This is a genomic window from Nitrosomonas sp. Is79A3 (assembly GCF_000219585.1).
In the GTDB taxonomy this organism is placed as follows: Bacteria; Pseudomonadota; Gammaproteobacteria; order Burkholderiales; family Nitrosomonadaceae; genus Nitrosomonas.
The window spans coordinates 2,962,048-2,984,990 of sequence record NC_015731.1; the positions used below are offsets into that span (position 1 = coordinate 2,962,048).

At 38.9% G+C, this 22,943-nt stretch carries 37 protein-coding genes; all 37 read right to left on the reverse strand.

Going from position 1 to position 22,943, the window contains the following annotated elements:
* Window positions 1-27 precede the first annotated feature (27 nt).
* The gene (gene rplQ, locus NIT79A3_RS13785) at window positions 28-423 is read right to left on the reverse strand and encodes a 50S ribosomal protein L17 (RefSeq protein WP_013966773.1); all 396 of its coding nucleotides are present in this window, start codon (window positions 421-423) and stop codon (window positions 28-30) included.
* Window positions 410-1,414 (reverse strand): DNA-directed RNA polymerase subunit alpha, encoded by a 1,005-nt coding sequence (gene rpoA, locus NIT79A3_RS13790; protein ID WP_013966774.1) that lies wholly within the window; start codon window positions 1,412-1,414, stop codon window positions 410-412. The genes rplQ and rpoA overlap by 14 nt, the downstream gene beginning before the upstream one ends.
* A gap of 42 nt (window positions 1,415-1,456) precedes the next feature.
* Window positions 1,457-2,083, reverse strand: a complete 627-nt coding sequence (rpsD, locus tag NIT79A3_RS13795) for a 30S ribosomal protein S4 (protein WP_041360363.1) — start codon at window positions 2,081-2,083, stop codon at window positions 1,457-1,459.
* 10 nt (window positions 2,084-2,093) lie between these two features.
* Entirely contained in the window at window positions 2,094-2,483 is a 390-nt protein-coding gene (gene rpsK / locus NIT79A3_RS13800; protein WP_013966776.1) for a 30S ribosomal protein S11, read from the reverse strand.
* A gap of 50 nt (window positions 2,484-2,533) precedes the next feature.
* Entirely contained in the window at window positions 2,534-2,893 is a 360-nt protein-coding gene (rpsM, locus tag NIT79A3_RS13805) for a 30S ribosomal protein S13 (protein ID WP_013966777.1), read from the reverse strand.
* Between the two features lie 38 nt (window positions 2,894-2,931).
* The gene (gene rpmJ / locus NIT79A3_RS18405) at window positions 2,932-3,045 is read right to left on the reverse strand and encodes a 50S ribosomal protein L36 (protein WP_013966778.1); all 114 of its coding nucleotides are present in this window, start codon (window positions 3,043-3,045) and stop codon (window positions 2,932-2,934) included.
* A 59-nt stretch (window positions 3,046-3,104) separates the two neighbouring features.
* On the reverse strand, window positions 3,105-3,323 hold the full coding sequence (gene infA / locus NIT79A3_RS13810; RefSeq protein ID WP_013966779.1) for a translation initiation factor IF-1: 219 nt from the start codon (window positions 3,321-3,323) through the stop codon (window positions 3,105-3,107).
* Window positions 3,324-3,340: 17 nt separating this feature from the next.
* Window positions 3,341-4,672 (reverse strand): preprotein translocase subunit SecY, encoded by a 1,332-nt coding sequence (gene secY, locus NIT79A3_RS13815; protein ID WP_013966780.1) that lies wholly within the window; start codon window positions 4,670-4,672, stop codon window positions 3,341-3,343.
* Window positions 4,673-4,689: 17 nt separating this feature from the next.
* Window positions 4,690-5,121 (reverse strand): 50S ribosomal protein L15, encoded by a 432-nt coding sequence (gene rplO / locus NIT79A3_RS13820; RefSeq protein WP_013966781.1) that lies wholly within the window; start codon window positions 5,119-5,121, stop codon window positions 4,690-4,692.
* Window position 5,122: 1 nt separating this feature from the next.
* Window positions 5,123-5,311: a 50S ribosomal protein L30 gene (gene rpmD, locus NIT79A3_RS18410; RefSeq protein WP_013966782.1), complete on the reverse strand. Its 189-nt coding sequence runs from the start codon at window positions 5,309-5,311 to the stop codon at window positions 5,123-5,125.
* Window positions 5,304-5,846: a 30S ribosomal protein S5 gene (gene rpsE / locus NIT79A3_RS13825; protein WP_013966783.1), complete on the reverse strand. Its 543-nt coding sequence runs from the start codon at window positions 5,844-5,846 to the stop codon at window positions 5,304-5,306. The genes rpmD and rpsE overlap by 8 nt, the downstream gene beginning before the upstream one ends.
* A 14-nt stretch (window positions 5,847-5,860) precedes the next feature.
* Window positions 5,861-6,217, reverse strand: a complete 357-nt coding sequence (gene rplR, locus NIT79A3_RS13830; protein ID WP_013966784.1) for a 50S ribosomal protein L18 — start codon at window positions 6,215-6,217, stop codon at window positions 5,861-5,863.
* Between the two features lie 11 nt (window positions 6,218-6,228).
* Entirely contained in the window at window positions 6,229-6,768 is a 540-nt protein-coding gene (gene rplF / locus NIT79A3_RS13835; protein ID WP_013966785.1) for a 50S ribosomal protein L6, read from the reverse strand.
* Between the two features lie 16 nt (window positions 6,769-6,784).
* Window positions 6,785-7,180: a 30S ribosomal protein S8 gene (gene rpsH / locus NIT79A3_RS13840; RefSeq protein ID WP_013966786.1), complete on the reverse strand. Its 396-nt coding sequence runs from the start codon at window positions 7,178-7,180 to the stop codon at window positions 6,785-6,787.
* Between the two features lie 90 nt (window positions 7,181-7,270).
* Entirely contained in the window at window positions 7,271-7,576 is a 306-nt protein-coding gene (rpsN, locus tag NIT79A3_RS13845) for a 30S ribosomal protein S14 (protein ID WP_013966787.1), read from the reverse strand.
* A 9-nt stretch (window positions 7,577-7,585) separates the two neighbouring features.
* Window positions 7,586-8,125, reverse strand: a complete 540-nt coding sequence (gene rplE / locus NIT79A3_RS13850) for a 50S ribosomal protein L5 (protein WP_013966788.1) — start codon at window positions 8,123-8,125, stop codon at window positions 7,586-7,588.
* 17 nt (window positions 8,126-8,142) lie between these two features.
* A complete protein-coding gene (gene rplX, locus NIT79A3_RS13855; RefSeq protein WP_013966789.1) occupies window positions 8,143-8,460 on the reverse strand; it encodes a 50S ribosomal protein L24 in 318 nt (105 codons plus the stop codon).
* Between the two features lie 19 nt (window positions 8,461-8,479).
* On the reverse strand, window positions 8,480-8,848 hold the full coding sequence (gene rplN, locus NIT79A3_RS13860; protein ID WP_013966790.1) for a 50S ribosomal protein L14: 369 nt from the start codon (window positions 8,846-8,848) through the stop codon (window positions 8,480-8,482).
* Window positions 8,849-9,025: 177 nt separating this feature from the next.
* The gene (gene rpsQ / locus NIT79A3_RS13865) at window positions 9,026-9,289 is read right to left on the reverse strand and encodes a 30S ribosomal protein S17 (protein WP_013966791.1); all 264 of its coding nucleotides are present in this window, start codon (window positions 9,287-9,289) and stop codon (window positions 9,026-9,028) included.
* On the reverse strand, window positions 9,282-9,479 hold the full coding sequence (gene rpmC, locus NIT79A3_RS13870; protein ID WP_013966792.1) for a 50S ribosomal protein L29: 198 nt from the start codon (window positions 9,477-9,479) through the stop codon (window positions 9,282-9,284). Before rpmC ends, rpsQ begins: the two co-directional genes overlap by 8 nt.
* A 2-nt stretch (window positions 9,480-9,481) precedes the next feature.
* A complete protein-coding gene (gene rplP / locus NIT79A3_RS13875; protein WP_013966793.1) occupies window positions 9,482-9,898 on the reverse strand; it encodes a 50S ribosomal protein L16 in 417 nt (138 codons plus the stop codon).
* A complete protein-coding gene (rpsC, locus tag NIT79A3_RS13880; protein WP_013966794.1) occupies window positions 9,882-10,676 on the reverse strand; it encodes a 30S ribosomal protein S3 in 795 nt (264 codons plus the stop codon). The genes rplP and rpsC overlap by 17 nt, the downstream gene beginning before the upstream one ends.
* 14 nt (window positions 10,677-10,690) lie before the next feature.
* The gene (gene rplV, locus NIT79A3_RS13885; RefSeq protein ID WP_013966795.1) at window positions 10,691-11,038 is read right to left on the reverse strand and encodes a 50S ribosomal protein L22; all 348 of its coding nucleotides are present in this window, start codon (window positions 11,036-11,038) and stop codon (window positions 10,691-10,693) included.
* A 9-nt stretch (window positions 11,039-11,047) separates the two neighbouring features.
* Window positions 11,048-11,329, reverse strand: a complete 282-nt coding sequence (gene rpsS / locus NIT79A3_RS13890) for a 30S ribosomal protein S19 (RefSeq protein ID WP_013966796.1) — start codon at window positions 11,327-11,329, stop codon at window positions 11,048-11,050.
* A gap of 7 nt (window positions 11,330-11,336) precedes the next feature.
* Window positions 11,337-12,170 carry a 50S ribosomal protein L2 gene (gene rplB / locus NIT79A3_RS13895; RefSeq protein WP_013966797.1) on the reverse strand — a complete coding sequence of 278 codons (834 nt, stop codon included), beginning with the start codon at window positions 12,168-12,170 and terminating at the stop codon, window positions 11,337-11,339.
* Window positions 12,170-12,505: a 50S ribosomal protein L23 gene (gene rplW, locus NIT79A3_RS13900; RefSeq protein WP_013966798.1), complete on the reverse strand. Its 336-nt coding sequence runs from the start codon at window positions 12,503-12,505 to the stop codon at window positions 12,170-12,172. Before rplW ends, rplB begins: the two co-directional genes overlap by 1 nt.
* Window positions 12,502-13,122, reverse strand: a complete 621-nt coding sequence (gene rplD / locus NIT79A3_RS13905) for a 50S ribosomal protein L4 (RefSeq protein ID WP_013966799.1) — start codon at window positions 13,120-13,122, stop codon at window positions 12,502-12,504. The genes rplW and rplD overlap by 4 nt, the downstream gene beginning before the upstream one ends.
* A gap of 32 nt (window positions 13,123-13,154) precedes the next feature.
* Window positions 13,155-13,802, reverse strand: coding sequence for a 50S ribosomal protein L3 (gene rplC / locus NIT79A3_RS13910; RefSeq protein WP_013966800.1), 648 nt, complete (start codon window positions 13,800-13,802; stop codon window positions 13,155-13,157).
* An 88-nt stretch (window positions 13,803-13,890) separates the two neighbouring features.
* Window positions 13,891-14,199 carry a 30S ribosomal protein S10 gene (gene rpsJ / locus NIT79A3_RS13915; RefSeq protein WP_013966801.1) on the reverse strand — a complete coding sequence of 103 codons (309 nt, stop codon included), beginning with the start codon at window positions 14,197-14,199 and terminating at the stop codon, window positions 13,891-13,893.
* Between the two features lie 70 nt (window positions 14,200-14,269).
* Window positions 14,270-15,460 carry an elongation factor Tu gene (tuf, locus tag NIT79A3_RS13920; protein ID WP_013964986.1) on the reverse strand — a complete coding sequence of 397 codons (1,191 nt, stop codon included), beginning with the start codon at window positions 15,458-15,460 and terminating at the stop codon, window positions 14,270-14,272.
* A 31-nt stretch (window positions 15,461-15,491) separates the two neighbouring features.
* On the reverse strand, window positions 15,492-17,582 hold the full coding sequence (gene fusA, locus NIT79A3_RS13925) for an elongation factor G (protein ID WP_013966802.1): 2,091 nt from the start codon (window positions 17,580-17,582) through the stop codon (window positions 15,492-15,494).
* Window positions 17,583-17,643: 61 nt separating this feature from the next.
* Window positions 17,644-18,114 (reverse strand): 30S ribosomal protein S7, encoded by a 471-nt coding sequence (gene rpsG, locus NIT79A3_RS13930; RefSeq protein WP_013966803.1) that lies wholly within the window; start codon window positions 18,112-18,114, stop codon window positions 17,644-17,646.
* Window positions 18,115-18,178: 64 nt separating this feature from the next.
* Window positions 18,179-18,556: a 30S ribosomal protein S12 gene (rpsL, locus tag NIT79A3_RS13935; protein WP_013966804.1), complete on the reverse strand. Its 378-nt coding sequence runs from the start codon at window positions 18,554-18,556 to the stop codon at window positions 18,179-18,181.
* A 259-nt stretch (window positions 18,557-18,815) separates the two neighbouring features.
* Window positions 18,816-19,301 carry a YajQ family cyclic di-GMP-binding protein gene (locus tag NIT79A3_RS13940; protein ID WP_013966805.1) on the reverse strand — a complete coding sequence of 162 codons (486 nt, stop codon included), beginning with the start codon at window positions 19,299-19,301 and terminating at the stop codon, window positions 18,816-18,818.
* A 59-nt stretch (window positions 19,302-19,360) separates the two neighbouring features.
* Entirely contained in the window at window positions 19,361-20,587 is a 1,227-nt protein-coding gene (locus NIT79A3_RS13945) for an argininosuccinate synthase (protein WP_013966806.1), read from the reverse strand.
* A gap of 60 nt (window positions 20,588-20,647) precedes the next feature.
* Window positions 20,648-21,574 carry an ornithine carbamoyltransferase gene (argF, locus tag NIT79A3_RS13950; RefSeq protein ID WP_013966807.1) on the reverse strand — a complete coding sequence of 309 codons (927 nt, stop codon included), beginning with the start codon at window positions 21,572-21,574 and terminating at the stop codon, window positions 20,648-20,650.
* A 47-nt stretch (window positions 21,575-21,621) separates the two neighbouring features.
* The gene (locus tag NIT79A3_RS13955) at window positions 21,622-22,782 is read right to left on the reverse strand and encodes an aspartate aminotransferase family protein (RefSeq protein WP_013966808.1); all 1,161 of its coding nucleotides are present in this window, start codon (window positions 22,780-22,782) and stop codon (window positions 21,622-21,624) included.
* Window positions 22,783-22,943: the final 161 nt, after the last annotated feature.

The following is a 22,943-nucleotide window of genomic DNA, read 5'->3' on the forward strand; positions in this document are numbered from 1 at the left end:
TTCTATTAACAGATTAAATACTAATTATTATTCTGCAACTTCAGTTTTCAGATCTTGATTATCTTGTGGTCTGTCAACAAGTTCAACAAGAGCCATAGGTGCATTATCGCCTTTTCTAAAACCATATTTAAGAATTCTAATATATCCACCAGGTCTTGTTATATAGCGCGGTCCGAGTTCGCTAAAGAGTTTTGTAACATTGTCTCGATCTCTTAATCTATTAAATGCCAATCGTCTATTTGCGAGTGTTGGTATCTTGGCCAATGTTATAACAGGTTCAACATATCTTCTCAGTTCCTTTGCCTTTGGAAGAGTTGTTTTAATAATTTCATGCTTCAATAAGGAATTACTCATATTACGAAACATTGCTGCCCTGTGACTACTAGATCTGTTTAATTTTCTTAATGCGTTATTGTGGCGCATGATTTGAGTCCTTAGCTAGATTATCAAGATTTGCCGGTGGCCAATTATCTAATTTCATTCCAAGAGTAAGTTCGCGTGAAGCAAGGACTTCTTTTATTTCATTTAAAGACTTTCTTCCTAGATTAGGCGTACGTAGTAGTTCAGCTTCCGTACGTTGAATAAGATCACCAATGTAATAAATGTTCTCTACTTTCAAGCAATTAGCAGATCTTACTGTGAGTTCCAGGTCATCAACTGGCCTTAATAAAATAGGATCTATTTGAGGTACTTGCGGCTGTTCCTTAGGAATAGGCGTGCTCTCTAAATCGGCAAACACAGATAATTGCTGCACCAGTACACGCGCAGCAAAGCGTATTGCTTCTTCGGGCTCAACTACACCATTAGTTTCCAAATCCATTATTAATTTATCAAGGTCAGTTCTTTGTTCAACGCGAGCACTCTCGACTGTATAACTAACACGTCTGATAGGACTGAATGAAGCATCCAGTAAGATCGTACCTACACTATTTTCAATATTTTTATTTTTTCTAACAGTAGCAGGTACGTACCCTCTTCCTTTTTCTATTTTTAATTGAATATCAATCTTTCCATCAGATGTTAAATGCGCTAAAACATGATCAGGATTTAGTATCTCAACATCATGCCCAACATCAATATCACCAGCAGTAACAACACATTTCCCAGATTTTTTCAAAGTTATAATAGCTTCATCGTTATTATGAAGCTTTAATACTATCCCTTTAATATTCAGAAGAATATCAACAATATCTTCTTGAACACCGTCAAGCGCTGAATACTCATGTACTACTCCAGCTATTTTTACTTCAGTAGGAGCAAATCCTGTCATAGACGACAAAAGTATTCTTCTTAAAGCATTACCTAAAGTATGGCCATATCCTCTTTCAAAAGGTTCCATAACAACTTTAGCATGTAAAGGAGATATATTCTGAACATCAATAATACGTGGTGTTAATAATTCATTACCTTGCATAGTAATGTCCTTTAGCTAAAAGCTAACCAAAAATTTATTATTTTACTTAGAGTATAATTCAACAACTAAGGATTCATTTATTGTTGCAGGTAGTTCAGATCGCTCTGGCTTAGATTTAAAAATTCCTTTCATTTCTTTCACATTCATATCTATCCAAGCAGGGAAATTTCGTCTATCTGCAGCTTCAATAGATGCTTTAATTCTTAATTGATCTTTAGCATTCTTAGTTATTTCAATCGTATCACCTGTTTTAACCAAATAAGCTGGAATATTCACACGCTTACCATTGACAAGGATACAATTATGCCTAACTATTTGTCTCGCTTCTGATCGGGATGATCCAAACCCCATATGATAAGCAACATTATCTAGTCTGCTTTCCAATAATTGAAGCAAATTATCACCCGTTACACCACGTTGTTGATCTGCAGATTTGTAAATATTACGGAATTGGCTTTCCAGAATTCCATATATCTTTCTAATTTTTTGTTTTTCACGAAGTTGTCCGCCATAGTCTGATAATCTTCCTTTCTTCTGGCCATGTTGACCCGGAGGATAATTTCGTCTTTCAATTGCGCATTTATCAGTAAAACATTTTTCGCCTTTCAAGAAAAGCTTCTCGCCTTCCCGCCGACATTGTTTGCATTTTGGATCAAGATTTCTAGCCAACGTACTCTCCTCAAATACGACGTTTTTTTGGTGGTCGACAACCATTATGCGGGACTGGCGTTACATCAGAAATACTTGTAATCTTGAAACCAGCTGCATTTAATGCCCTTACAGCAGAATCGCGTCCAGGACCCGGCCCTTTGACTCTTACTTCGAGATTCTTTACTCCGCATTCAATAGCAATTTTGCTTGCATTTTCAGCTGCTACTTGAGCAGCAAAAGGAGTACTCTTTCTTGATCCTTTAAAACCAGCTCCACCTGAAGTTGCCCACGATAATGCATTGCCTTGTCTATCTGTGATAGTAACAATGGTATTGTTAAACGAGGCGTGAATATGTGCTATCCCTTCCGATACGTTTTTTTTAATTTTCTTACGAACTCTTGTAGCTACTTTTACCATGGAAAATAAATTCCTTTTTAATAATACATATTTGGATTAAATTTAATTCTTTATCTTGCTCGTATTGCTTTGCGTGGCCCCTTTCTTGTTCGAGCATTTGTTCGTGTTCGTTGACCCCGCACTGGCAAGCCTCGTCTATGCCGGAGTCCTCGATAACATCCAAGATCCATTAATCTTTTTATATTCATGGATATTTCACGACGTAAATCACCTTCAATAGTAAGCTTTGATATATGATCTCGTAATTGATCAATTTGTTCTTCAGACAAATCTTTTAATTTTTTATCTGTTTCAATACCAACCACATTACAAATATTTTTAGAACTGGATCTTCCAATACCATAAATTGCTGTAAGTGCGATACCAACATGCTGATGATTGGGTATATTTACGCCAGCGATACGCGCCATTTAATTTTCCTGTCTTGTATATACAAAATTTATTACAATTAACCTTGCCGTTGCTTATGTCTCGGGTCAGAACAAATTACGCGAACTACCCGATTACGTCGAATTATTTTACAATTTCTGCAAAATTTCTTAACAGATGCATTTACTTTCATTATAGAAGTTCCATTAAACGAAAATTAATTTTATTTAAACAATTGTTCAAATAAGAAAGTTATTTAGCTCTAAATGTTATTCTGGCTCTTGTTAAATCATATGGGGTTAAATCTACTGTAACTTTATCACCAGGTAAGATACGTATATAGTGCATACGCATCTTTCCTGAAATATGTCCAAGCACAATATGCCCATTTTCTAGTTTTACTCTAAAAGTAGCATTAGGGAGAGTTTCTAATATCTCACCTTGCATCTGTATAGTGTCTTCTTTAGCCATTAACTATCATTATTTAATTATCTTGTAGGTAACTTCGCGTTACCTGTTTTAAAATTAGCTTTCTTCAGTAAGCTATCATATTGTGAAGACATAACATGTGATTGAATTTGCGACATAAAATCCATTGTTACGATTACAATGATTAATAATGATGTACCGCCAAAATAAAATGGCACGTTCCATTTAAGTATTAAAAATTCAGGTAATAAACAAACGAGAGTCACATAAATAGATCCTGTAAGAGTCAAGCGCAGCATTATCTTTTCGATGTATCTTGTTGTCTGCTCGCCTGGTCTTATTCCTGGAATAAATGCGCCACTCTTTTTAAGGTTATCGGATGTTTCTTTTGGGTTAAATACAAGCGCAGTATAAAAAAAGCAAAAGAATATTATCATTACGGCATACAGTATTACGTATATAGGCTGTCCAGGTGATAATGCTGCACTAACATCTTTTAGCCATATCATTGATTCGCCAGTAGCAAACCAACCTGCTAAAGTAGCAGGAAATAAAATAATACTTGAAGCAAAAATAGGTGGTATAACACCAGCCATATTGAGCTTTAAAGGCAAATGAGAGCTTTGTCCTCCATATACCTTCTGTCCAACTTGACGTTTGGCGTAATTAACAAGAATTCGCCTTTGTCCCTTTTCTACAAAAACAACTATTGCAGTAACTAATGCAGCTGCAAGAAAAATACAGAGTGCAACAAGAAAATGCATAGAACCAGTGCTAACTAAATCTAAAGTTCCACCAATTGCACTTGGTAATCCAGCAGCAATTCCTGCAAAAATAATTAAAGATATGCCATTTCCTATTCCGCGTTCTGTAATTTGTTCACCAAGCCACATTAAAAAAATGGTACCTGTAACTAATGTTATGACTGTCGTAAGTACAAACATTCCACCAGGTTGTATAACTAAACCTGGTTGAGATTGCAGGGCAACTGAAATCCCATAACTTTGAACTAAGGCTAATGCTAACGTACCATATCTTGTGTATTGTGAAATTTTTCTACGTCCGCTTTCCCCTTCTTTCTTTAATGCTTCGAGATAAGGAACTGCCACTGTTCCTAATTGCATTATGATGGAAGCTGAAATATACGGCATTATACCAAGTGCAAAAATTGAAAATCTTGAAAGTGCTCCACCGGAAAACATATTAAACATTCCCAGCACACTACTTTCTTGAGAATCAAATAACTCTTTCAGAGTAATTGGGTCAATTCCTGGAACAGGGACATGCGCTCCAATTCTATATACTATCAACGCTAACAGTAGAAACCATAAACGTTGTTTCAGATCAGCAAATTTATCAACAGCTTTAACTGATGCACCTTTTGTAGCCAATTTATATCCTTATACTTCTATGTAATAGAGCCACCATGTGATTCTATGGTTTTTTTAGCACTGTTAGTTACAAGAATTCCTTTTATTTGAATTTTCTTATCTAAAGTACCAGAATTTAATATTTTTACTTTTTGTACTTTATTTGAAATAAGTTTTAATTTCTTCAATAATTGAAGATTAATTTCCTGATCTGAACAATCAATTAGATCGGATAATTTTAATTCACAAGTATTAAGTTCTTTTATAGTAGAAAATCCACGTTTAGGTAATCTTCGTTGAATCGGCATTTGACCACCTTCAAATCCCACTTTATGAAAACCACCTGCGCGTGATTTTTGTCCTTTGTGTCCTCTACCACAAGTTTTTCCAATTCCTGAACCCATACCTCTTCCGACTCTTAATTTATTTTTCTTTGAGCCAGCTGCTGATTTAATTGAATTCAAGTACATATTATTCACACTTAACTAAGTAATTAATTTTATTAACCATTCCACGAATTTCAGGCGTGTCATTTAGGATTGAAAAACTATTAATTTTGCGTAATCCTAATCCGCGAACAGTAGCTCGATGAGATTGTTTCGTACCTATAGGGCTTTTTACAAGAGTAACTTTTATTGTTCTTAATGCTTTATTAACCATTATCTTGTCCAAGAATTTCTTTTACTGTCTTACCCCTTTTTGCTGCAATATTTGCTGGCGTATTCATTGCATTAAGACCTTTGAGGGTCGCTCTCACAACATTATAGGGATTTGTAGAGCCGATACATTTCGCAAGAATATTGGTCATTCCCATGACTTCAAAAATCGCGCGCATGGGTCCTCCAGCAATAATTCCTGTTCCCTCTGGCGCAGGTTGCATATAAACTTTTGCAGCACCATGCGAAGCAGTAATAGGGTGATAAATAGTACCGCCCTTAATTTTAATTTTAGTCATTCGTCTTCTCGCTTCATCCATGGCCTTTTGTACAGCAACCGGAACTTCGCGGGATTTTCCTTTACCCATTCCGACACTACCATCACCATCTCCGACAACTGTGAGTGCTGCAAAGCCGAGAATACGCCCACCTTTTACTACCTTAGTAACTCTATTAATGGCCACCATTTTCTCGCGTAAATCATCACCGCTTTCTTCTATTCCTGTTGTTTTTCCGTTAGTTTTTGTAGTTTTGGCCATAGTAAAACCTTAATTTAAAATTTCAATCCATTTTCACGAGCTGCATCAGCTAAGGCTTTTACACGTCCATGATATTTATAACCTGAACGATCAAAAGCTATATTGGATATTCCACAATTTACTGCCTTTTCAGCAAGTCTTTTGCCTATTAACGCAGCTGCAGCTACGTTACCGCCTTTTGTTAGAGACTTTCGAACTTCAGGTTCTAGAGTTGAAGCACAAGTTATGATCTTATTATTTTTATCATCTATGAGCTGAGCATATATATGAGAATTTGTACGATGCACAGATAATCGAATTACACCTAATTTTGCAATTTTAATACGTGTTTTTAATGAGCGTCTAATTCTATTTTCTTTTAAGTTCAACATATTTATCTCAATTATTTTTTCTTCGTTTCTTTGAGAATAATAACCTCATCAGAATACCGAACACCTTTACCTTTATAGGGCTCAGGTTTTCTATAAGCACGAATATCTGCTGCAGTTTGACCTACTTTCTGCTTATCTATACCCTTAATTATTATTTCTGTTTGTGATGGAGTTTCAATTGTTATACCATCTGGTATTACATGATCTACTGGATGCGAAAAACCTAAAGTTAAATTTACTTTATTCTGACCCGCCTGTGCTTGTGCTCTATAGCCAACACCAACTAATTGTAATTTTTTTTCAAATCCAATCGATACTCCATGAACCATATTGGCAATAAGTGCGCGAATAGTACCTGAAAGCGCATTTGCATGTTGCGAATTGTTAGTCGTTTGAATCTTTAGAACATTTTCATTAATTTCTAGCATAATATCATTAGTTAATGCCTGATTCAGTGTGCCTAAAGGTCCTTTTACTGAAACATTGCAAGGCATTATACTAACTTCTACATTAGCAGGTATTGATATCGGGTTCTTGCTTACTCGAGACATTTAAAAATCCTTTAAACTAAACAACAACACACAGAAGTTCACCACCAATACCTGATGCACGCGCCTTCCTTTCAGTCATTACTCCATTAGAAGTGGATACTATTGCTATTCCCAAACCGTTCATTATATCAGGTAGATTCTTACTAGATTTATATATTCTCAAACCCGGTTTGCTAATACGTTTTATTTGCTCGATAACAGGAGCACCTGAATAGTATTTCAGAGAAATTTCCAAAATATTTTTATTTTTATCGGTAATTATACTGAAATCAGAAATATATCCTTCATCTTTAAGAACATTTGCAATCGATAACTTAATATTCGAGCTCGGCATTTTTACAGAATTTATCTTTGCCAATTGCGCATTTCTTATTCGCGTTAACATATCGGCAATTGGATCACTCATACTCATATCAGTACCTACTATTTATAATATTTGAAATAAAAAATTTCATATTTGTTTTGATTTAGTAAATTCGGTAGATGGAGGGGCACAATAAATTTACCAGCTCGCTTTAATAATGCCAGGTATCTTACCGCTCATCGCTATTTCTCTTAGTTTGTTTCTTCCCAAACCAAATTTTGAATATACTCCACGTGGTCTTCCTGTTAATGAGCATCTATTTCGCAATCTTACAGGACTCGAGTCTCTTGGAAGATTTTGCAATGCTATTCGTGCATTAAAACGATCATCTTCATTAAGTTTAGCATCATTAATTATCTTAAATAATGCTAAGCGTTTTTCAGCAAATTTCTCCACTACCTTAATTCTTTTTAAATTTCTATTAATAATTGAAAGCTTTGCCATCGTATAACCTCAATTCTTAAATGGAAAATTAAAAGCAATTAGCAAAGCTTTTGCTTCTGCATCACTCTTTGCAGTTGTTGTAATCGATATATTCATGCCGCGCAATGCGTCTATTTTATCGTAATCAATTTCAGGGAATATTATTTGCTCTTTAATGCCCATATTATAATTTCCTCTCCCATCGAATGATTTTCCAGATATACCACGAAAATCACGAATTCGAGGTATCGCCACTGTTATCAATCTATCAAGAAATTCATACATCCTTACTCGACGAAGTGTAACCATACATCCAATAGGATAGTCTTGCCTCACCTTGAAAGTAGCAATTGATTTTTTGGCTTTTGTAACTACAGGTTGCTGTCCGCAAATCTTCTTCATATCAGAAATCGCGTGCTCGACAATCTTTTTATCAACAGTTGCTTCACCTAAACCTATATTTAGAGTTATTTTGCTGATGCAAGGTACCTCCATAATGGATTTGTAACTAAATTGATCGATCAACTGTTTAGTAACAGTATTCCGATAATACTCTTGCAGACGCGCCATAAATTCCAATTCCCTTATTAAGTTTTAATTAAATCGCCAGTAGATTTAAATATACGTACTTTATTATTATTGTTATCTACAATAACGCCAACTCTATCCGATTTTTTTGAAATAAAATTATAAATAGCAACATTTGAAATATGTATTGACATTTCACGATCAATTATTCCACCAGCATTTCCGATGGTTGGGTTTGGTTTCTGATGTTTTTTTACAGTATTTATACCTTGAACCAAAACACGATCTTCGCCAACGGTACGCATCACAGCTCCTCTTTTACCCTTATCTTTTCCCGCAATAATTATAACATCATCGCCTTTTCTAATTTTCTGCATATCTGTTCCCTTTTTACTACTATAAAACTTCTGGCGCTAATGATACGATTTTCATAAAACGCGCGTTACGTAATTCTCTAGTTACTGGGCCAAAAATACGTGTTCCAATTGGTTCAAATTTATTATTCAACAATACTGCAGCATTTTCATCGAATTTTAATAAAGATCCGTCAATACGTCTTACGCCTTTTGCGGTGCGAACCACAACAGCATTATAAACTTCACCTTTTTTAACTCGGCCTCTAGGAGCTGCATCTTTAACACTTACTTTAATTATGTCACCGATGCCAGCATATTGTCTTTTAGAACCACCGAGAACTTTGATACACATTAGTGACCTTGCCCCAGTATTATCTGCTACTTTTAATATTGATTGCATTTGAATCATTTTTATTCGCTTTTCATATGATTTTTCGTAACCAGCGTTTTATAGCACTCTAAAGTATCGCTTACATTAAAGCTTGCAAAAGTTAATTTATCACCTTGAGTTATTCACGGCTAAATTTTTCATTATACCTAATGATTCACTGCAAGAAAACATAATATTAAATCTACAATTAGAAGATCATGTATTTGATTCATCAGTAAGAAGCTTTGTTACCATCCAGCTTTTGGTTTTTGATAATGGTTTGCACTCAACAATTTGAACAAAATCTCCAATCGAAAACTGATTGCTATCATCATGGGCATGGTACTTCTTAGATCTTGTTATAAACTTTCCATACAAAGGATGCTTTAATCTACGTTCTACAAGAACTGTCACAGTTTTATTCATTTTATTGCTTGTGACCCGCCCACTTAAAGTACGCTTTAATTTTTCATTAGTCATGATTTGCTTGTTTCTGAGTTATAACAGTTTTCACTCTTGCAATATCTCTTTTTATTAATTTCAATTGTCTTGTATTTGATAACTGTTGAGTGGCTAGTTGCATACGTAGACCAAAATGTGCTTTTAGCAATGAAACTAGTTCTTTATTCAATTCAGGCAATTGTTTTTCTCTTAATTCACTTGCTTTCATTACTATCCGCCAATTTGTCTTATTGTAAACATTGTTCTGATTGGTAACTTAGCAGCAGCAAGACGGAATGCTTCTTTTGCCGTTTCTTCATTAACACCATCCATTTCATATAACATCTTGCCTGGCTGTATTTCAGCTACGTAATATTCTGGATTCCCTTTTCCCTTACCCATTCTAACTTCTGCTGGTTTATGTGAAATGGGTTTGTCTGGGAAAATCCGAATCCAAATACGTCCGCCTCTTTTTATATGCCTTGTCATGGCTCTACGTGCTGCCTCAATCTGACGTGCTGTTAATCTACCCCTACCAATCGCTTTGAGTCCGAATTCGCCAAAACTTACTTTTGCTCCACGTGTTGCCACTCCGGTATTCCTACCTTTTTGCTGTTTTCTATACTTTGTTCTAGCTGGCTGAAGCATTTTTCTCTCCAGAATTCTTGTTAACTTCTGTATTTGTTGTATGTTCTGTACCAGCTGCTTTCACAAAAGAAACAGCTGTTTTCTTAGAAGTCTTCTTTTTTTCGTTATCTGTATTAGGATTTGTTATTGTAAGTGCAGCCTGATCGCCCTTTCCAAGCACTTCACCTTTAAATATCCACACCTTTATACCTATAATTCCATAAGTAGTTTTTGCTTCCGATGTTCCATAATCGAGATCAGCTCTTAACGTATGAAGAGGAACTCTTCCTTCACGATACCACTCTGTACGAGCAATTTCTATTCCGTTCAATCTTCCAGAACTCATTATTTTGATCCCTTGGGCACCCAGCCGCATTGCATTTTGCATAGCCCGTTTCATGGCACGACGAAACATTATTCGTTTTTCTAATTGCTGTGCTATGTTATCTGCTATTAACTGCGCATCAAGCTCCGGCTTTCTGATCTCTTCGATATTAACATGAACAGGAACCCCCATTCTTTTTTGCAGTTCACTCCGTAACACTTCGATATCTTCCCCTTTTTTACCAATCACAACACCGGGGCGTGAACTAAAAATTGTAATCCTTGCATTTTTCGAGGGTCTCTCTATCAGGATTCTACCAACCGATGCATTTTTTAATCTATCGCTAAGAAATTCTCGAACTTTTATGTCTTCATTGAGCATAGTGGCAAAATTATTACTATTTGCATACCATCTAGACAACCAATTCCTTTGAACTGATAGACGAAATCCGGTTGGATGAATTTTTTGACCCATATCAATTAATACCTTTATTTAGTGTGACTATCACTATCGCCTACAGTAAGCAATATATGACATGTAGGTTTTACAATTCTATTGCCACGTCCCTTCGCGCGCGCACTTGTGCGCTTCATCGATGTTCCTCGATCGATATATATAGTAGAAACTTTAAGTTCATCTATATCAGCTCCATCATTGTGCTCTGCATTAGCTATTGCAGACTCCAAAAGCTTTCGTATTATTTCAGCTCCTTTCTTTGGACTGAACGATAATATATTTAATGCCTTGTCTACAGAAAGACCTCTAATTTGATCAGCTACAAGACGTCCTTTTTGAGCTGATAAACTAACGCCGCGTAATATAGCAGTTGTTTCCATGATTATGTCCTATCGCTTCGTTACAGCTTTTTTGTCGCCAGCATGGCCTTTAAAAGTGCGTGTTAATGAAAATTCACCAAACTTATGACCAACCATATTTTCTGTCACAAAAAGCGGAATATGTTGTTTTCCATTATGAACTGCAACTGTCAATCCTATAAAGTCTGGCAGAATTGTTGATCTCCTTGACCATGTTTTTATAGGCCTCTTATCATTTGTTTCACGCGATTTTTCAATTTTTGATAATAAATGTGAATCAACGAACGGACCTTTTTTTACTGAGCGTGCCATTTAACTATCATCCTTTTTTTGAATAACGATGACGTACAATCATCACATCTGTTCTTTTATTATTACGAGTTCTGTAGCCTTTGGCAGGAGTTCCCCATGGGCTTACGGGATGCCGTCCAGCAGAAGTCCTACCTTCACCTCCTCCATGAGGATGATCAATTGGATTCATCGCAACTCCCCTAACTGTCGGTCTGATTCCTCGCCATCGTACTGCACCCGCTTTACCAATAGATCTTAAGTTATGCTCAGCATTCCCCACTTCACCTATTGTTGCTCGACAATCGATATGAACCTTACGCATCTCGCCAGAGCGAAGCTTAATTTGAGCATAATTACCTTCGCGTGCTTGCAGTTGAACCGATGCTCCCGCAGAACGTGCCAATTGAGCTCCTTTACCTGGCAACAATTCAACACAATGAATTATCGTTCCCATCGGTATGTTGCGTAATGGTAAAGAATCACCTGTCTTAATCTGGGCGTTTCTGCCGCTACTAATTCGGGTACCAACAGTTAGCCCTTTAGGAGCTATTATGTATCTTCTTTCACCATCTATATAACATATCAAAGCAATATTCGCAGTTCGATTTGGATCGTATTCGATACGCTCAACAACGGCTGCAATGTCATCTTTGTCACGCTTAAAATCAATCATTCTATAATGCTGTTTATGACCACCACCGCGGTGCCTGGTTGTAATTCGTCCATGATGATTACGCCCAGCAGTTTTGGATTGTTTTTCAAGTAAATTTTTATGTGGCTCACCTTTATGCAAATCCTTATTAATCAATCTGACTACAGATCTTCGCCCTGGTGATGTCGGTTTTAATTTTACAAGTGCCATCACTTAGCCTCTGCATTTGAAAAATTTGTAAAATTTAATTCTTGTCCTTCTTTGATGCTAACAACAGCTTTCTTCCAATCCCTTCGACTCCCCATGAAACGTCCAAATCTCTTTCGTTTTCCTTTTACATTGAGAGTGCGAACATTTTTAACTTCAATTTTTTGTTCTTTCCACAATAATTCGACAGCAGCTTTAATCTCATTTTTAGTTGCATCTGTCGCCACACGGAATACTGTTTGATTATTTTTTTCTCCCAGAAATGTTGCTTTTTCAGAAATATGTGGAGCTAATATTATTTTTAATAAGCGTTCATGGTTGATATTTACATTATTCATGAAAGTAGCTCCTCAAATTTCTTCAGTCCTTCAGTGGTAATAAGAATTTTTTCGAATCTTAAAAGACTTACCGGATCAATATTTTTTACTTCCACAACAGCAACACGAGGAATATTTCGTGACGACAAATACAAATTATCATCAATCTCATGGGTTATAACCATTACTTCATTTAATCCAAGTGCTTCTAATTTTTCCGAAAGTGCTTTAGTTTTATGCGTATCAACAGCAAACGCATCTGTGACTAACAATCGATTATCCCGTATTAACTGAGATACAATCACACTGACACCAGCACGATACATTTTTTTATTCAACTTTTTTCTAAAATTTTCATCAGGACTACTTGGAAAAATTTTACCACCACCACGCCAAATTGGACTAGATGCCATCCCTACGCGCGCACGCCCAGTACCTTTTTGTCTCCATGGTTTACGTGTTGATTTAGCCACATCTGATCGACCCTTTTGAGCTCGTGTAGCTCCACGCGCATTGGACAAATATGATGTTATGACTTGATGAACAAGTGCCTCATTGTAATCTCTATTAAAAAGCTCATCAGAAACTGTAATACTGCCTGTTTTCTGATTCTTTTTATCGATAAGCTGTAGTTCCATTACCTGTTCACCTTATTACTTTTTCAATTAATTTATTTTTTTTCTTTTATACTCGGACGCACAATGACATTCCCATCTTTTGCTCCAGGTATCGCACCTTTTACCAACAATAGATTTCTTTCACTGTCAATTCTTATTACTTCAAGATTTTGTGTGGTTCTTTTAACATTCCCCAAATGCCCAGACATACGTTTCCCGGGGAAAATACGTCCTGGATCTTGCGCCATACCAATTGAGCCAGGCTTATTATGTGCTTTTGAGTTGCCATGACTTGCTCTATTAGATGAAAAGTGATGTCTTTTAATTACACCGGCATATCCTTTACCGATTGTTATTCCTGACACATCTACCTTTTGTCCAACTTTAAAAATATCATTCTTAATCACCATTCCGTTTTGAAGTTGATCAAGATCTTCATCTTTATTTATTCTAAATTCTTTTAGAATACTCCCAGCTTCAACACCTGCTTTAGCAAAATGACCAGCACTGGATTTGTTTACTCTGCTCGCTCTTTTTTTTCCAAAAGCAAGTTGAACAGCAGAATAGCCATCTTTCCCAATTTTCTTTATCTGAGTCACACGATTATCAGATACATCAATGACCGTCACTGGCAAACTTTCGCCATTTTCTGTAAATATTCGTGTCATACCGATCTTCCGACCGATTAATCCTAAACTCATTTTTATCCTCTTTAAGGAGTCTTTTTAATACTATCTAACTTATTTTACTTCAATAAACATTTTCTTCTTACCAAAGAAATGTATTTTTTTACAATTTAATTTCTACATCCACACCAGCCGGCAGATCCAGTTTCATAAGCGCATCGACTGTTTTATCCGTTGGATCAATAATATCCATTAGCCTTAAGTGCGTCCTAATTTCAAATTGATCACGTGATGTTTTGTTTACGTGCGGTGATCTCAGCACATCAAAACGTTCAATTCTAGTCGGCAAGGGTACGGGGCCTTTAACAACAGCCCCCGTTCTTTTTGCTGTTTCAACAATTTCTAATGCCGATTTATCTATTAACCGATAATCAAAGGCTTTAAGACGAATTCTAATTTTCTGGTTTTGCATATATTCGTTTCTGAGTTTATAAATTCAATATAACTTTTGATTGAACTTTACTCTTTATAACCTTCCAAAATCACTCAATTATTTTAGCAACGACACCGGCACCAACAGTTCTTCCGCCTTCGCGTATAGCAAAACGCAATCCATCTTCCATCGCTATCGGCGCTATTAAATTCACTGTCACTGACACATTATCCCCAGGCATTACCATCTCAGTTCCCGCCGGTAATTCAATTGCCCCTGTAACGTCCGTTGTACGGAAATAAAATTGCGGACGATATCCGGGGAAAAACGGCGTATGCCTTCCACCTTCTTCTTTGCTCAACACATAAATCTCAGCCGTGAATTTAGTATGCGGTGATATGCTACTTGGCTTTGCCAAAACTTGACCTCGTTCTACTTCTTCACGTTTCGTACCACGTAACAATATTCCAACATTGTCACCTGCCTGACCTTGGTCCAGCAGTTTACGGAACATTTCAACACCTGTACATACAGTCTTCAGTGTGGGCTTAAGACCAACAATTTCGATTTCTTCCCCGACTTTGATGACACCTCTCTCCACTCGTCCAGTCACTACCGTTCCACGACCTGAGATCGAGAAAACGTCTTCAACCGGCATAAGAAAGGCACCATCGATTGCACGTTCGGGTTGTGGAATATAGCTATCTAATGCTTCTGCCAGTTTCAGGATGGAGGCTTCACCTATTTCACTTTGATCGCCTTCCAGTGCCTTTAGAGCGGATCCAACAATGATTGGCGTGTCATCTCCAGGAAAGTCGTACTTCGACAACAATTCCCTTATTTCCATTTCCACTAACTCAATTAATTCCGCATCATCCACCATGTCGGCTTTATTCATGTATACGATGATGTACGGTACGCCTACTTGGCGTGCTAATAGTATATGCTCACGCGTTTGCGGCATCGGGCCATCCGCTGCTGACACCACCAGTATCGCTCCGTCCATTTGCGCTGCACCAGTAATCATGTTTTTCACATAATCCGCATGCCCAGGACAATCTACGTGGGCATAATGGCGATTAGCTGTCTCATACTCCACATGTGCCGTATTGATTGTAATTCCGCGCGCACGTTCCTCTGGCGCTGAGTCAATTTGCGCGTAGCTCTTCGCTTCACCACCAAATTTCTTTGTCAATATCGTCGTAATCGCCGCCGTCAGCGTCGTCTTTCCATGATCGACATGTCCTATCGTACCTACATTTACGTGTGGCTTCGACCGCTCAAATTTACTTTTTGCCATGACTCGTTCCTTTACACTCTATACAATTCAATTATTTCTTATTTATTATTGCTTCTGCTACATTCTTCGGAGCCTCAGAATAATGCTTAAACTCCATTGAATAGGTTGCCCTGCCTTGAGTAGCTGAGCGCAATGCCGTGGAATATCCAAACATTTCTGCCAAGGGCACTTCAGCCCGAATTACCTTGAATCCCGGAACGTCTTCCATTCCTTGGATCATGCCGCGTCTTGAAGACAAGTCGCCGACAACATTCCCCATAAAATCTTCTGGTGATTCCACTTCAACCGCCATCATGGGCTCCAGCAACACTGGACTTGCCTTGCGCATTCCGTCCTTGAATGCTATTGAAGCAGCCATTTTGAATGCATTCTCATTAGAATCCACATCATGATATGAGCCATCAAAAAGTGTAACCTTTACGTCCACTACTGGATACCCAGCTAATACGCCGCTTGGCAGCGTTTCCAATAATCCCTTTTCAACGGCTGGTATATATTCTCGCGGCACTGAGCCACCTTTTATTTGGTCTATGAACTCAAAACCTTTTCCAGTTTCATTTGGCTCCATTCTCAACCACACATGACCATACTGCCCGCGCCCTCCCGATTGCTTCACAAATTTACCTTCTATTTCAACTTGTTTTCGTATCGCTTCACGATAAGCAACCTGTGGCGCTCCTACATTTGCTTCTACACCAAATTCTCTTTTCATACGGTCGACGATGATTTCGAGATGCAATTCACCCATACCAGAGATAATTGTCTGCCCAGATTCCTCATCTGTCCGCACCCTAAACGAAGGATCTTCCTGCGCCAATCTATTGAGCGCAATCCCCATCTTTTCCTGATCTACTTTTGTCTTTGGCTCAACTGCCACATGAATGACCGGTTCTGGAAAATCCATTCTTTCCAGTGTGATTATTTTTTGCGGATCACACAAGGTATCTCCGGTAACGACATCTTTCAGACCAACAGCTGCCGCAATATCTCCAGCCCGGACTTCCTTGATTTCTTCACGCTGATTTGCGTGCATCTGCAGTATCCTGCCAATTCTTTCTTTTTTTCCTTTCACTGGGTTGTAGATTGTATCACCTGACACAACAACCCCAGAATAAACTCTAAAAAATATTAGTTGCCCTACATAGGGATCGGTTGCAATCTTGAACGCCAATGCTGAAAAAGGCTCGTTGTCATCAGCCATTCTTTTATCCGGCTCACCACGCTCAGTTTCACCCTGAATCGCCAAGACATCAGTGGGTGCTGGCATATAATCTATCACAGCATCCAACATAGCTTGCACACCTTTATTCTTAAAGGCGGTTCCGCACATCATTGGAACTATTTCATTATTTATAGTCCGTGCTCGCAAACCACTTTTAATATCCGAAGCTTCCAAATCTCCATTCTCAAGATATTTGTTCATCAAATCTTCGTTTGCTTCTGCTGCCGTCTCGAGCATTTTTTCTCTCCACGCCTGCGCATCCGCTGTCAAATCTGCTGGTATATCACGCTCTTCAAATTTTGTGCCTTTACTTTCTTCATCCCAGTAAATAGCTTTCATCTTTACTAAATCAATGACACCTTCAAACTTATCCTCTGCACCTATTGGCAGTTGTATTGGTACAGGCACGGCTTTAAGCCGCGTTTTTATCTGATCATACACACGCATGAAATTCGCCCCCGACCTGTCCATCTTATTTACAAACGCCAAGCGAGGAACTTTATACTTGTTTGCTTGCCTCCAAACCGTTTCAGTTTGTGGCTGCACACCACCAACCGCACAAAATACCGTACATGCTCCATCGAGAACACGCAATGAGCGCTCAACCTCAATAGTGAAATCTACGTGTCCTGGTGTATCAATAATATTGATTCGATGCTCTGGATAATTTTCAGCCATTCCTTTCCAGAAACAAGTTGTGGCTGCAGAGGTAATTGTTATCCCTCTCTCCTGCTCTTGCTCCATCCAATCCATGGTCGCCGCACCATCATGAACTTCACCTAATTTATGCGATACGCCAGTATAAAAGAGCACACGCTCTGTTGTCGTTGTTTTTCCAGCGTCGATATGCGCCATAATACCGATGTTTCTATAACGCTCAATGGGTGTTTTTCTTGCCACAGTCAGATGCCTTACGATTTATTCAATTGATGAATGATTTTAATACTTTAATTTCTATTAATTAAAACCTAAAATGAGAGAATGCTTTATTTGATTCCGCCATTCTATGCACCTCCTCTCTTTTCTTTACCGCCCCTCCACGTCCCTCAGCTGCTTCTGTTAGCTCTCCAGCTAGCCTTGCATCCATTGATTTTTCGCTTCTTTTTCTAGCCGCATCCCTAAGCCATCGCATTGCCAAAGCGTTGCGACGCACTGATCGTACCTCTACCGGCACCTGATAATTTGCTCCACCAACCCGTCGGCTCTTAACCTCCACTATTGGGCGAACATTAGTCAACGCTTGTGTAAATACTTCCAAAGGATCATTACCGGTTTTCTTTTCAATATTCTCCAACGCTCCGTAGATAATCCTTTCCGCTACCGATTTTTTACCACGAGTCATGAGAACATTTACAAACTTTGCTAATTCTACATTGTGATATTTCGGATCTGGCAATATCTCACGCTTTGGAACTTCTCTACGTCTTGGCATTATGCAACCTCATAACCTTTTCCAACATGTTTTTCATCTATATAACAGCACTTGTTTCTAGCTTCTAAGCAGTTTTTGGTCTTTTGGAACCATACTTTGATCGTCCTTGCTTACGATCTTTCACACCAGCTGTATCCAAACTACCCCTAACAGTATGATAACGCACACCTGGCAAATCTTTTACACGACCCCCGCGTATCAGCACAACCGAATGCTCTTGAAGATTGTGCCCCTCACCACCAATATAACTTGACACTTCAAATCCGTTAGTTAATCGAACCCTTGCAACTTTACGCAACGCAGAATTCGGTTTTTTTGGTGTTGTCGTGTATACCCTTGTGCACACCCCTCTTTTTTGTGGGCTGTTCTCTAATGCTGGAACACTGCTTTTGACTCGCTTAGCTGCGCGTGGTTTTCGAACTAACTGACTGATTGTCGGCATTTCTATGTCCTAAAAAACTGGGACGGCTTTTCGCCGTCCACTTGCTATTTGCTGATTTGATTTAATTCACTAATACCGCTAGGTAATTCGTAATACGGCACCTTCATTTTACAAACCGTATGCGACAAAAAAGAGAGCGGATTCTATTGGGTTTATTGTTTTATGTCAAGACAATCATGGCGCATTTTGCCGCTACAATTTTATTTCTTAAATCATGCTGAAGATTTCCAATTTGTTCCATACTGACTATTCCGTCTTATTAATCCCTAAAGTTCTGGAATTGCAGTGGAAAATCATCAATTGATTTTTTAATTAATTGTATCGATTCCTGCAGCACATCTTTTTTAGCACCTGTTATGCGCACTATATCCCCTTGAATACTCGCTTGCACTTTAAGCTTACTTTCCTTTATATACTTAATAATTTTTTTTGCTAGCTCTGTTTCAAGTCCTGTTTTAACTGTCACTACCTGTTTTACTTTATTACCACTGATTTTCTCAACCTGTCCCTTGTCCAGACATCGCACATCCACATTCCGCTTCGTTAATTTAGCCATCAGAATGTCAGAAACTTGTTCCAATTTAAATTCATCATCAGCAAATATTGTCAGTTGGTAATCAGCCTGTTCTACCCTCGCATCGGATCCTTTAAAGTCAAATCGCGTGGTTACTTCTTTGTTTACTTGATCCACTGCATTCTTGACTTCTTGTTTATCAACTTCTGAGACAATATCAAATGTCGGCATTCTATCTCTCTTAACTGAGACTATTGATCCGGATCTTACTCTGCGATAGCAGAAAGCTCCTACTTTTTACTCTTAGTCTGCTCTACTCCGGCTGCAATACGCAGCCTCAATGCATTCAGTTTTATGAATCCTGCCGCATCGCCTTGATTATAAGCACCCGCATCATCCTCAAATGTCGCTATGTTAGGATCAAATAACGAGTCTGTATGAGAATCTCTGCCTACTACAATGACATTTCCTTTATACAATTTCAATCTTACCCACCCGTTCACCTTTTCCTGACTCGCATCAATCATTGTCTGCAGCATTTTGCGTTCCGGACTCCACCAATAGCCATTATAAATTAGAGCGGCATAGCGCGGCATCAGATCATCCTTTAAATGCGCAACTTCCCGATCCAGAGTTATTGATTCTATGGCACGATGCGCACGCAATAAGATTGTTCCACCGGGCGTTTCATAGCATCCTCGAGACTTCATTCCAACATAGCGATTCTCAACCAAATCCAACCTGCCAATCCCGTGTTTTCCACCCAATTTATTGAGCTTCTCTAGTACACTCGCTGGTGATAATTTATTGCCATTCAGGGCGACAACATCACCACGCTTAAACTCTACATCCAGATATTCAGGCTCATCGGGTGCTTTCTCGGGCGAAACACTCCAACGCCACATCGATTCCTCCGGCTCCGCCGCTGGATCCTCAAGAATCCTGCCTTCGTAGGAAATATGCAAGAGATTTGCATCCATACTGTACGGTGAACCAGCTTTCTTTTTCATTTCAACCGGAATACCATGCTGCTCAGCATACAGAAGCAGCTTTTCTCTTGAAGTTAAATCCCACTCGCGCCATGGAGCGATCACATGAATATCTGGCTGTAGGGCATAATATCCCAATTCAAACCGAACCTGATCATTACCTTTACCAGTTGCACCATGCGAAACAGCGTCTGCCCCTGTTTCTTTGGCAATCTCAATTTGCCTTTTTGCAATCAATGGGCGCGCTATACTTGTACCCAGTAAATATTCCCCTTCATAAATCGTATTCGCCCGAAACATGGGAAATACAAAATCACCTACAAACTCTTCGCGCAAATCATCAATATAAATTTCTTTCACACCGAGTTGTTTTGCCTTTGCCCGCGCTGGTTCAACTTCTTCTCCCTGCCCGATATCAGCAGTAAATGTAACTACTTCACATTGATAGGTATCCTGTAACCATTTCAAGATCACTGAAGTATCCAAGCCCCCCGAGAAGGCCAATACCACTTTGTTAATTTTTCTCATTATGTTTTTTTCTCGCGCAGCTATGATCTAACGCTTCAACCATTAATTTTAATTATAAACTTAACTTCCGGTATCTAATTTACCCAACAGCAAATATTCCATCAGTGCTTTTTGCGTATGCAACCGGTTTTCTGCTTCATCCCATACCACGGATTGCGGTCCGTCTAAAACTTCAGCGCTGACTTCTTCTCCGCGATGAGCCGGCAAACAATGCATAAATAACGCATTGCTTTTAGCCAAAGACATCATCTCTTCATCAACGCAGAATTCAGCAAAATCATTTTTTCGTTGCTCAGTTTCTGCTTCAAATCCCATACTGGTCCACACATCCGTAGTAACAAGATCCGCGCCGATCACTGCTTTGTGGGGATTAACAAACTTTTCATAATAAGTTGTACCACTTAACCCTATTCGCTCAGGATTAACATCATAGCCCGGAGGCGTTGACACATGCACTTTAAAATTAAAAATCTCAGCGGCCTGCAACCAAGTGTTACACATGTTATTGGAATCACCAATCCACGCGACGGTTTTGCCTTCTATACTGCCTCTGTATTCTGTATAAGTAAAAATATCACTCATAATTTGGCAGGGGTGATATTCATCGGTTAAACCATTAATTATAGGTACTCTCGAGTTTTCCGCAAAGCGCTTAATAATGTCATGCTTATAGGTACGAATCATTATCAAATCGACCATGCGTGAAATCACTCGCGCCGCGTCCTCTACCGGTTCACCTCGCCCCAGTTGCGTATCCCGCGTTGACAGATAGATTGCCGCACCGCCTAATTGATGCATACCTGCTTCAAAGGACAGGCGCGTACGTGTCGAATTTTTGTCAAAAATCATCGCCAACGTGCGATCGCTCAATGGCCAATATTGCCGGTATTGCTTGAACTCCCGCTTTATCCAGCGTGTGCGCTCAAATAAATATTCATATTCTTCACGGCAAAAATCATTGAATTGCAGAAAATGCTTTAGTTGCATAACGAGATAAATAACTAATAGAGATACATTACCTTAGGTAATCTGTATTAGCTATTCAAAAACTCCTTTATTAACAAGCAAGTAATATCAACAACTTGCTCGGCTTCACCTTGCCGCATCACAAACGCAGGCAACAAACGTATCACTTTATCGGATGTTACATTGATTAATAACTTATTTTCTAATGCTTTCTTCACCAACTCGCCACAAGGTACTGTCAGCTCGATACCGATAATTAAACCCTGCCCCCTTACTTGCACAACTCCTGTGACATCTGCCAATTGACTTCTCAGTTTATCACGAATGAAATCGCCCAATTTTGTCACATGATCGAGAAGATTTTCATCGTCAATTACGCTCAGTGTTTCCAGCGCTGCAGCACAAGCCAGTGGATTACCGCCAAAAGTAGACGCATGATTACCCGGTTTGAAGACTTCTGCAGCTATGCCTTTTGCTAAGCAAGCGCCAATCGCGACCCCTCCTCCCAGGCCTTTAGCCAGCGTTATGACATCCGGCATAATATTACTATGCTGAAACGCAAACCATTTTCCACTCCGCCCGATCCCAGATTGCACCTCGTCCAGCATCAGAAGCCAGCCATATTGATTACACAGACTCCGTAATTCCTGGAGATAATGCGCCTCAGGAATATTGACACCACCTTCTCCCTGAAACGGCTCCACCAGTACCGCAACGACATCTTTATTATTCACAGCAACCTGTGTAATCGCTTCCATATTGTTATAGGGAACGCGCACAAAACCGGACAGTAAAGGCTCAAACCCAGCTTGTACTTTGCGATTTCCGCTTGCCGTCAGTGTTGCCATCGTGCGGCCATGAAATGAACGTTCCATAACAATAATAGTTGGGATTGAAATTCCTTTATTATGTCCATGCAGTCGCGCTAGTTTTATGGCTGCTTCATTGGCTTCCGCACCGGAATTGCAGAAAAATGCATTATCCATTCCTGATAATTCAATCAAGCGATCCGCCAACCGTTCCTGCTTTTCGATATGATACAGATTAGAAGTATGGATCAGCGTTCCTGACTGCTCACATATTGCTTTAGTTAGTCTTGGATGACAATGCCCCAGTCCGCAGACTGCCACACCAGCCAATGCATCCAGATACCGTTCACCCTGGTTATCCCACAGCCACACCCCTTCGCCTTTGACAAAGGTAACGGGTAACCGTGAGTAGGTATTCATTAAATTAGGCACAACATTACACTCGCATTTCAGATGAAAAATTCATATTAGGCGTCCCAACCAGCAAGCTAAGGAAAATTTGGAAAAGCTATTATGTTTACCTATTTGTTCTGCTTTTTCAAGCTTTTTTTCTTTAAAGACCTACTTATTATCACAATCTT

Coding starts and splice junctions, on each gene's coding strand:
- rpsL (WP_013966804.1), bottom strand. CDS start 18,556: ATGCCGACAATCAGTCAGTTAGTTCGAAAACCACGCGCAGCTAAGCGA.
- rplV (WP_013966795.1), bottom strand. CDS start 11,038: ATGGAAACAACTGCTATATTACGCGGCGTTAGTTTATCAGCTCAAAAA.
- rpsQ (WP_013966791.1), bottom strand. CDS start 9,289: ATGACTAATGAAAAATTAAAGCGTACTTTAAGTGGGCGGGTCACAAGC.
- rpsK (WP_013966776.1), bottom strand. CDS start 2,483: ATGGTAAAAGTAGCTACAAGAGTTCGTAAGAAAATTAAAAAAAACGTA.
- rpsJ (WP_013966801.1), bottom strand. CDS start 14,199: ATGCAAAACCAGAAAATTAGAATTCGTCTTAAAGCCTTTGATTATCGG.
- rplW (WP_013966798.1), bottom strand. CDS start 12,505: ATGAATAATGTAAATATCAACCATGAACGCTTATTAAAAATAATATTA.
- rpmC (WP_013966792.1), bottom strand. CDS start 9,479: ATGAAAGCAAGTGAATTAAGAGAAAAACAATTGCCTGAATTGAATAAA.
- rpmJ (WP_013966778.1), bottom strand. CDS start 3,045: ATGAAAGTAAATGCATCTGTTAAGAAATTTTGCAGAAATTGTAAAATA.
- infA (WP_013966779.1), bottom strand. CDS start 3,323: ATGGCTAAAGAAGACACTATACAGATGCAAGGTGAGATATTAGAAACT.
- rpsS (WP_013966796.1), bottom strand. CDS start 11,329: ATGGCACGCTCAGTAAAAAAAGGTCCGTTCGTTGATTCACATTTATTA.
- rplC (WP_013966800.1), bottom strand. CDS start 13,802: ATGAGTTTAGGATTAATCGGTCGGAAGATCGGTATGACACGAATATTT.
- rplP (WP_013966793.1), bottom strand. CDS start 9,898: ATGCTTCAGCCAGCTAGAACAAAGTATAGAAAACAGCAAAAAGGTAGG.
- rplD (WP_013966799.1), bottom strand. CDS start 13,122: ATGGAACTACAGCTTATCGATAAAAAGAATCAGAAAACAGGCAGTATT.
- rpsH (WP_013966786.1), bottom strand. CDS start 7,180: ATGAGTATGAGTGATCCAATTGCCGATATGTTAACGCGAATAAGAAAT.
- rplQ (WP_013966773.1), bottom strand. CDS start 423: ATGCGCCACAATAACGCATTAAGAAAATTAAACAGATCTAGTAGTCAC.
- rplN (WP_013966790.1), bottom strand. CDS start 8,848: ATGATTCAAATGCAATCAATATTAAAAGTAGCAGATAATACTGGGGCA.
- rpsC (WP_013966794.1), bottom strand. CDS start 10,676: ATGGGTCAAAAAATTCATCCAACCGGATTTCGTCTATCAGTTCAAAGG.
- argF (WP_013966807.1), bottom strand. CDS start 21,574: ATGCAACTAAAGCATTTTCTGCAATTCAATGATTTTTGCCGTGAAGAA.
- NIT79A3_RS13945 (WP_013966806.1), bottom strand. CDS start 20,587: ATGAGAAAAATTAACAAAGTGGTATTGGCCTTCTCGGGGGGCTTGGAT.
- rpoA (WP_013966774.1), bottom strand. CDS start 1,414: ATGCAAGGTAATGAATTATTAACACCACGTATTATTGATGTTCAGAAT.
- rpsN (WP_013966787.1), bottom strand. CDS start 7,576: ATGGCAAAGCTTTCAATTATTAATAGAAATTTAAAAAGAATTAAGGTA.
- rplE (WP_013966788.1), bottom strand. CDS start 8,125: ATGGCGCGTCTGCAAGAGTATTATCGGAATACTGTTACTAAACAGTTG.
- rplR (WP_013966784.1), bottom strand. CDS start 6,217: ATGTTGAACTTAAAAGAAAATAGAATTAGACGCTCATTAAAAACACGT.
- rplF (WP_013966785.1), bottom strand. CDS start 6,768: ATGTCTCGAGTAAGCAAGAACCCGATATCAATACCTGCTAATGTAGAA.
- rpsM (WP_013966777.1), bottom strand. CDS start 2,893: ATGGCGCGTATCGCTGGCGTAAATATACCCAATCATCAGCATGTTGGT.
- rplB (WP_013966797.1), bottom strand. CDS start 12,170: ATGGCACTTGTAAAATTAAAACCGACATCACCAGGGCGAAGATCTGTA.
- rpsG (WP_013966803.1), bottom strand. CDS start 18,114: ATGCCAAGACGTAGAGAAGTTCCAAAGCGTGAGATATTGCCAGATCCG.
- NIT79A3_RS13955 (WP_013966808.1), bottom strand. CDS start 22,782: ATGAATACCTACTCACGGTTACCCGTTACCTTTGTCAAAGGCGAAGGG.
- rplO (WP_013966781.1), bottom strand. CDS start 5,121: ATGTACTTGAATTCAATTAAATCAGCAGCTGGCTCAAAGAAAAATAAA.
- rpmD (WP_013966782.1), bottom strand. CDS start 5,311: ATGGTTAATAAAGCATTAAGAACAATAAAAGTTACTCTTGTAAAAAGC.
- rpsE (WP_013966783.1), bottom strand. CDS start 5,846: ATGGCCAAAACTACAAAAACTAACGGAAAAACAACAGGAATAGAAGAA.
- NIT79A3_RS13940 (WP_013966805.1), bottom strand. CDS start 19,301: ATGCCGACATTTGATATTGTCTCAGAAGTTGATAAACAAGAAGTCAAG.
- rplX (WP_013966789.1), bottom strand. CDS start 8,460: ATGCAGAAAATTAGAAAAGGCGATGATGTTATAATTATTGCGGGAAAA.
- tuf (WP_013964986.1), bottom strand. CDS start 15,460: ATGGCAAAAAGTAAATTTGAGCGGTCGAAGCCACACGTAAATGTAGGT.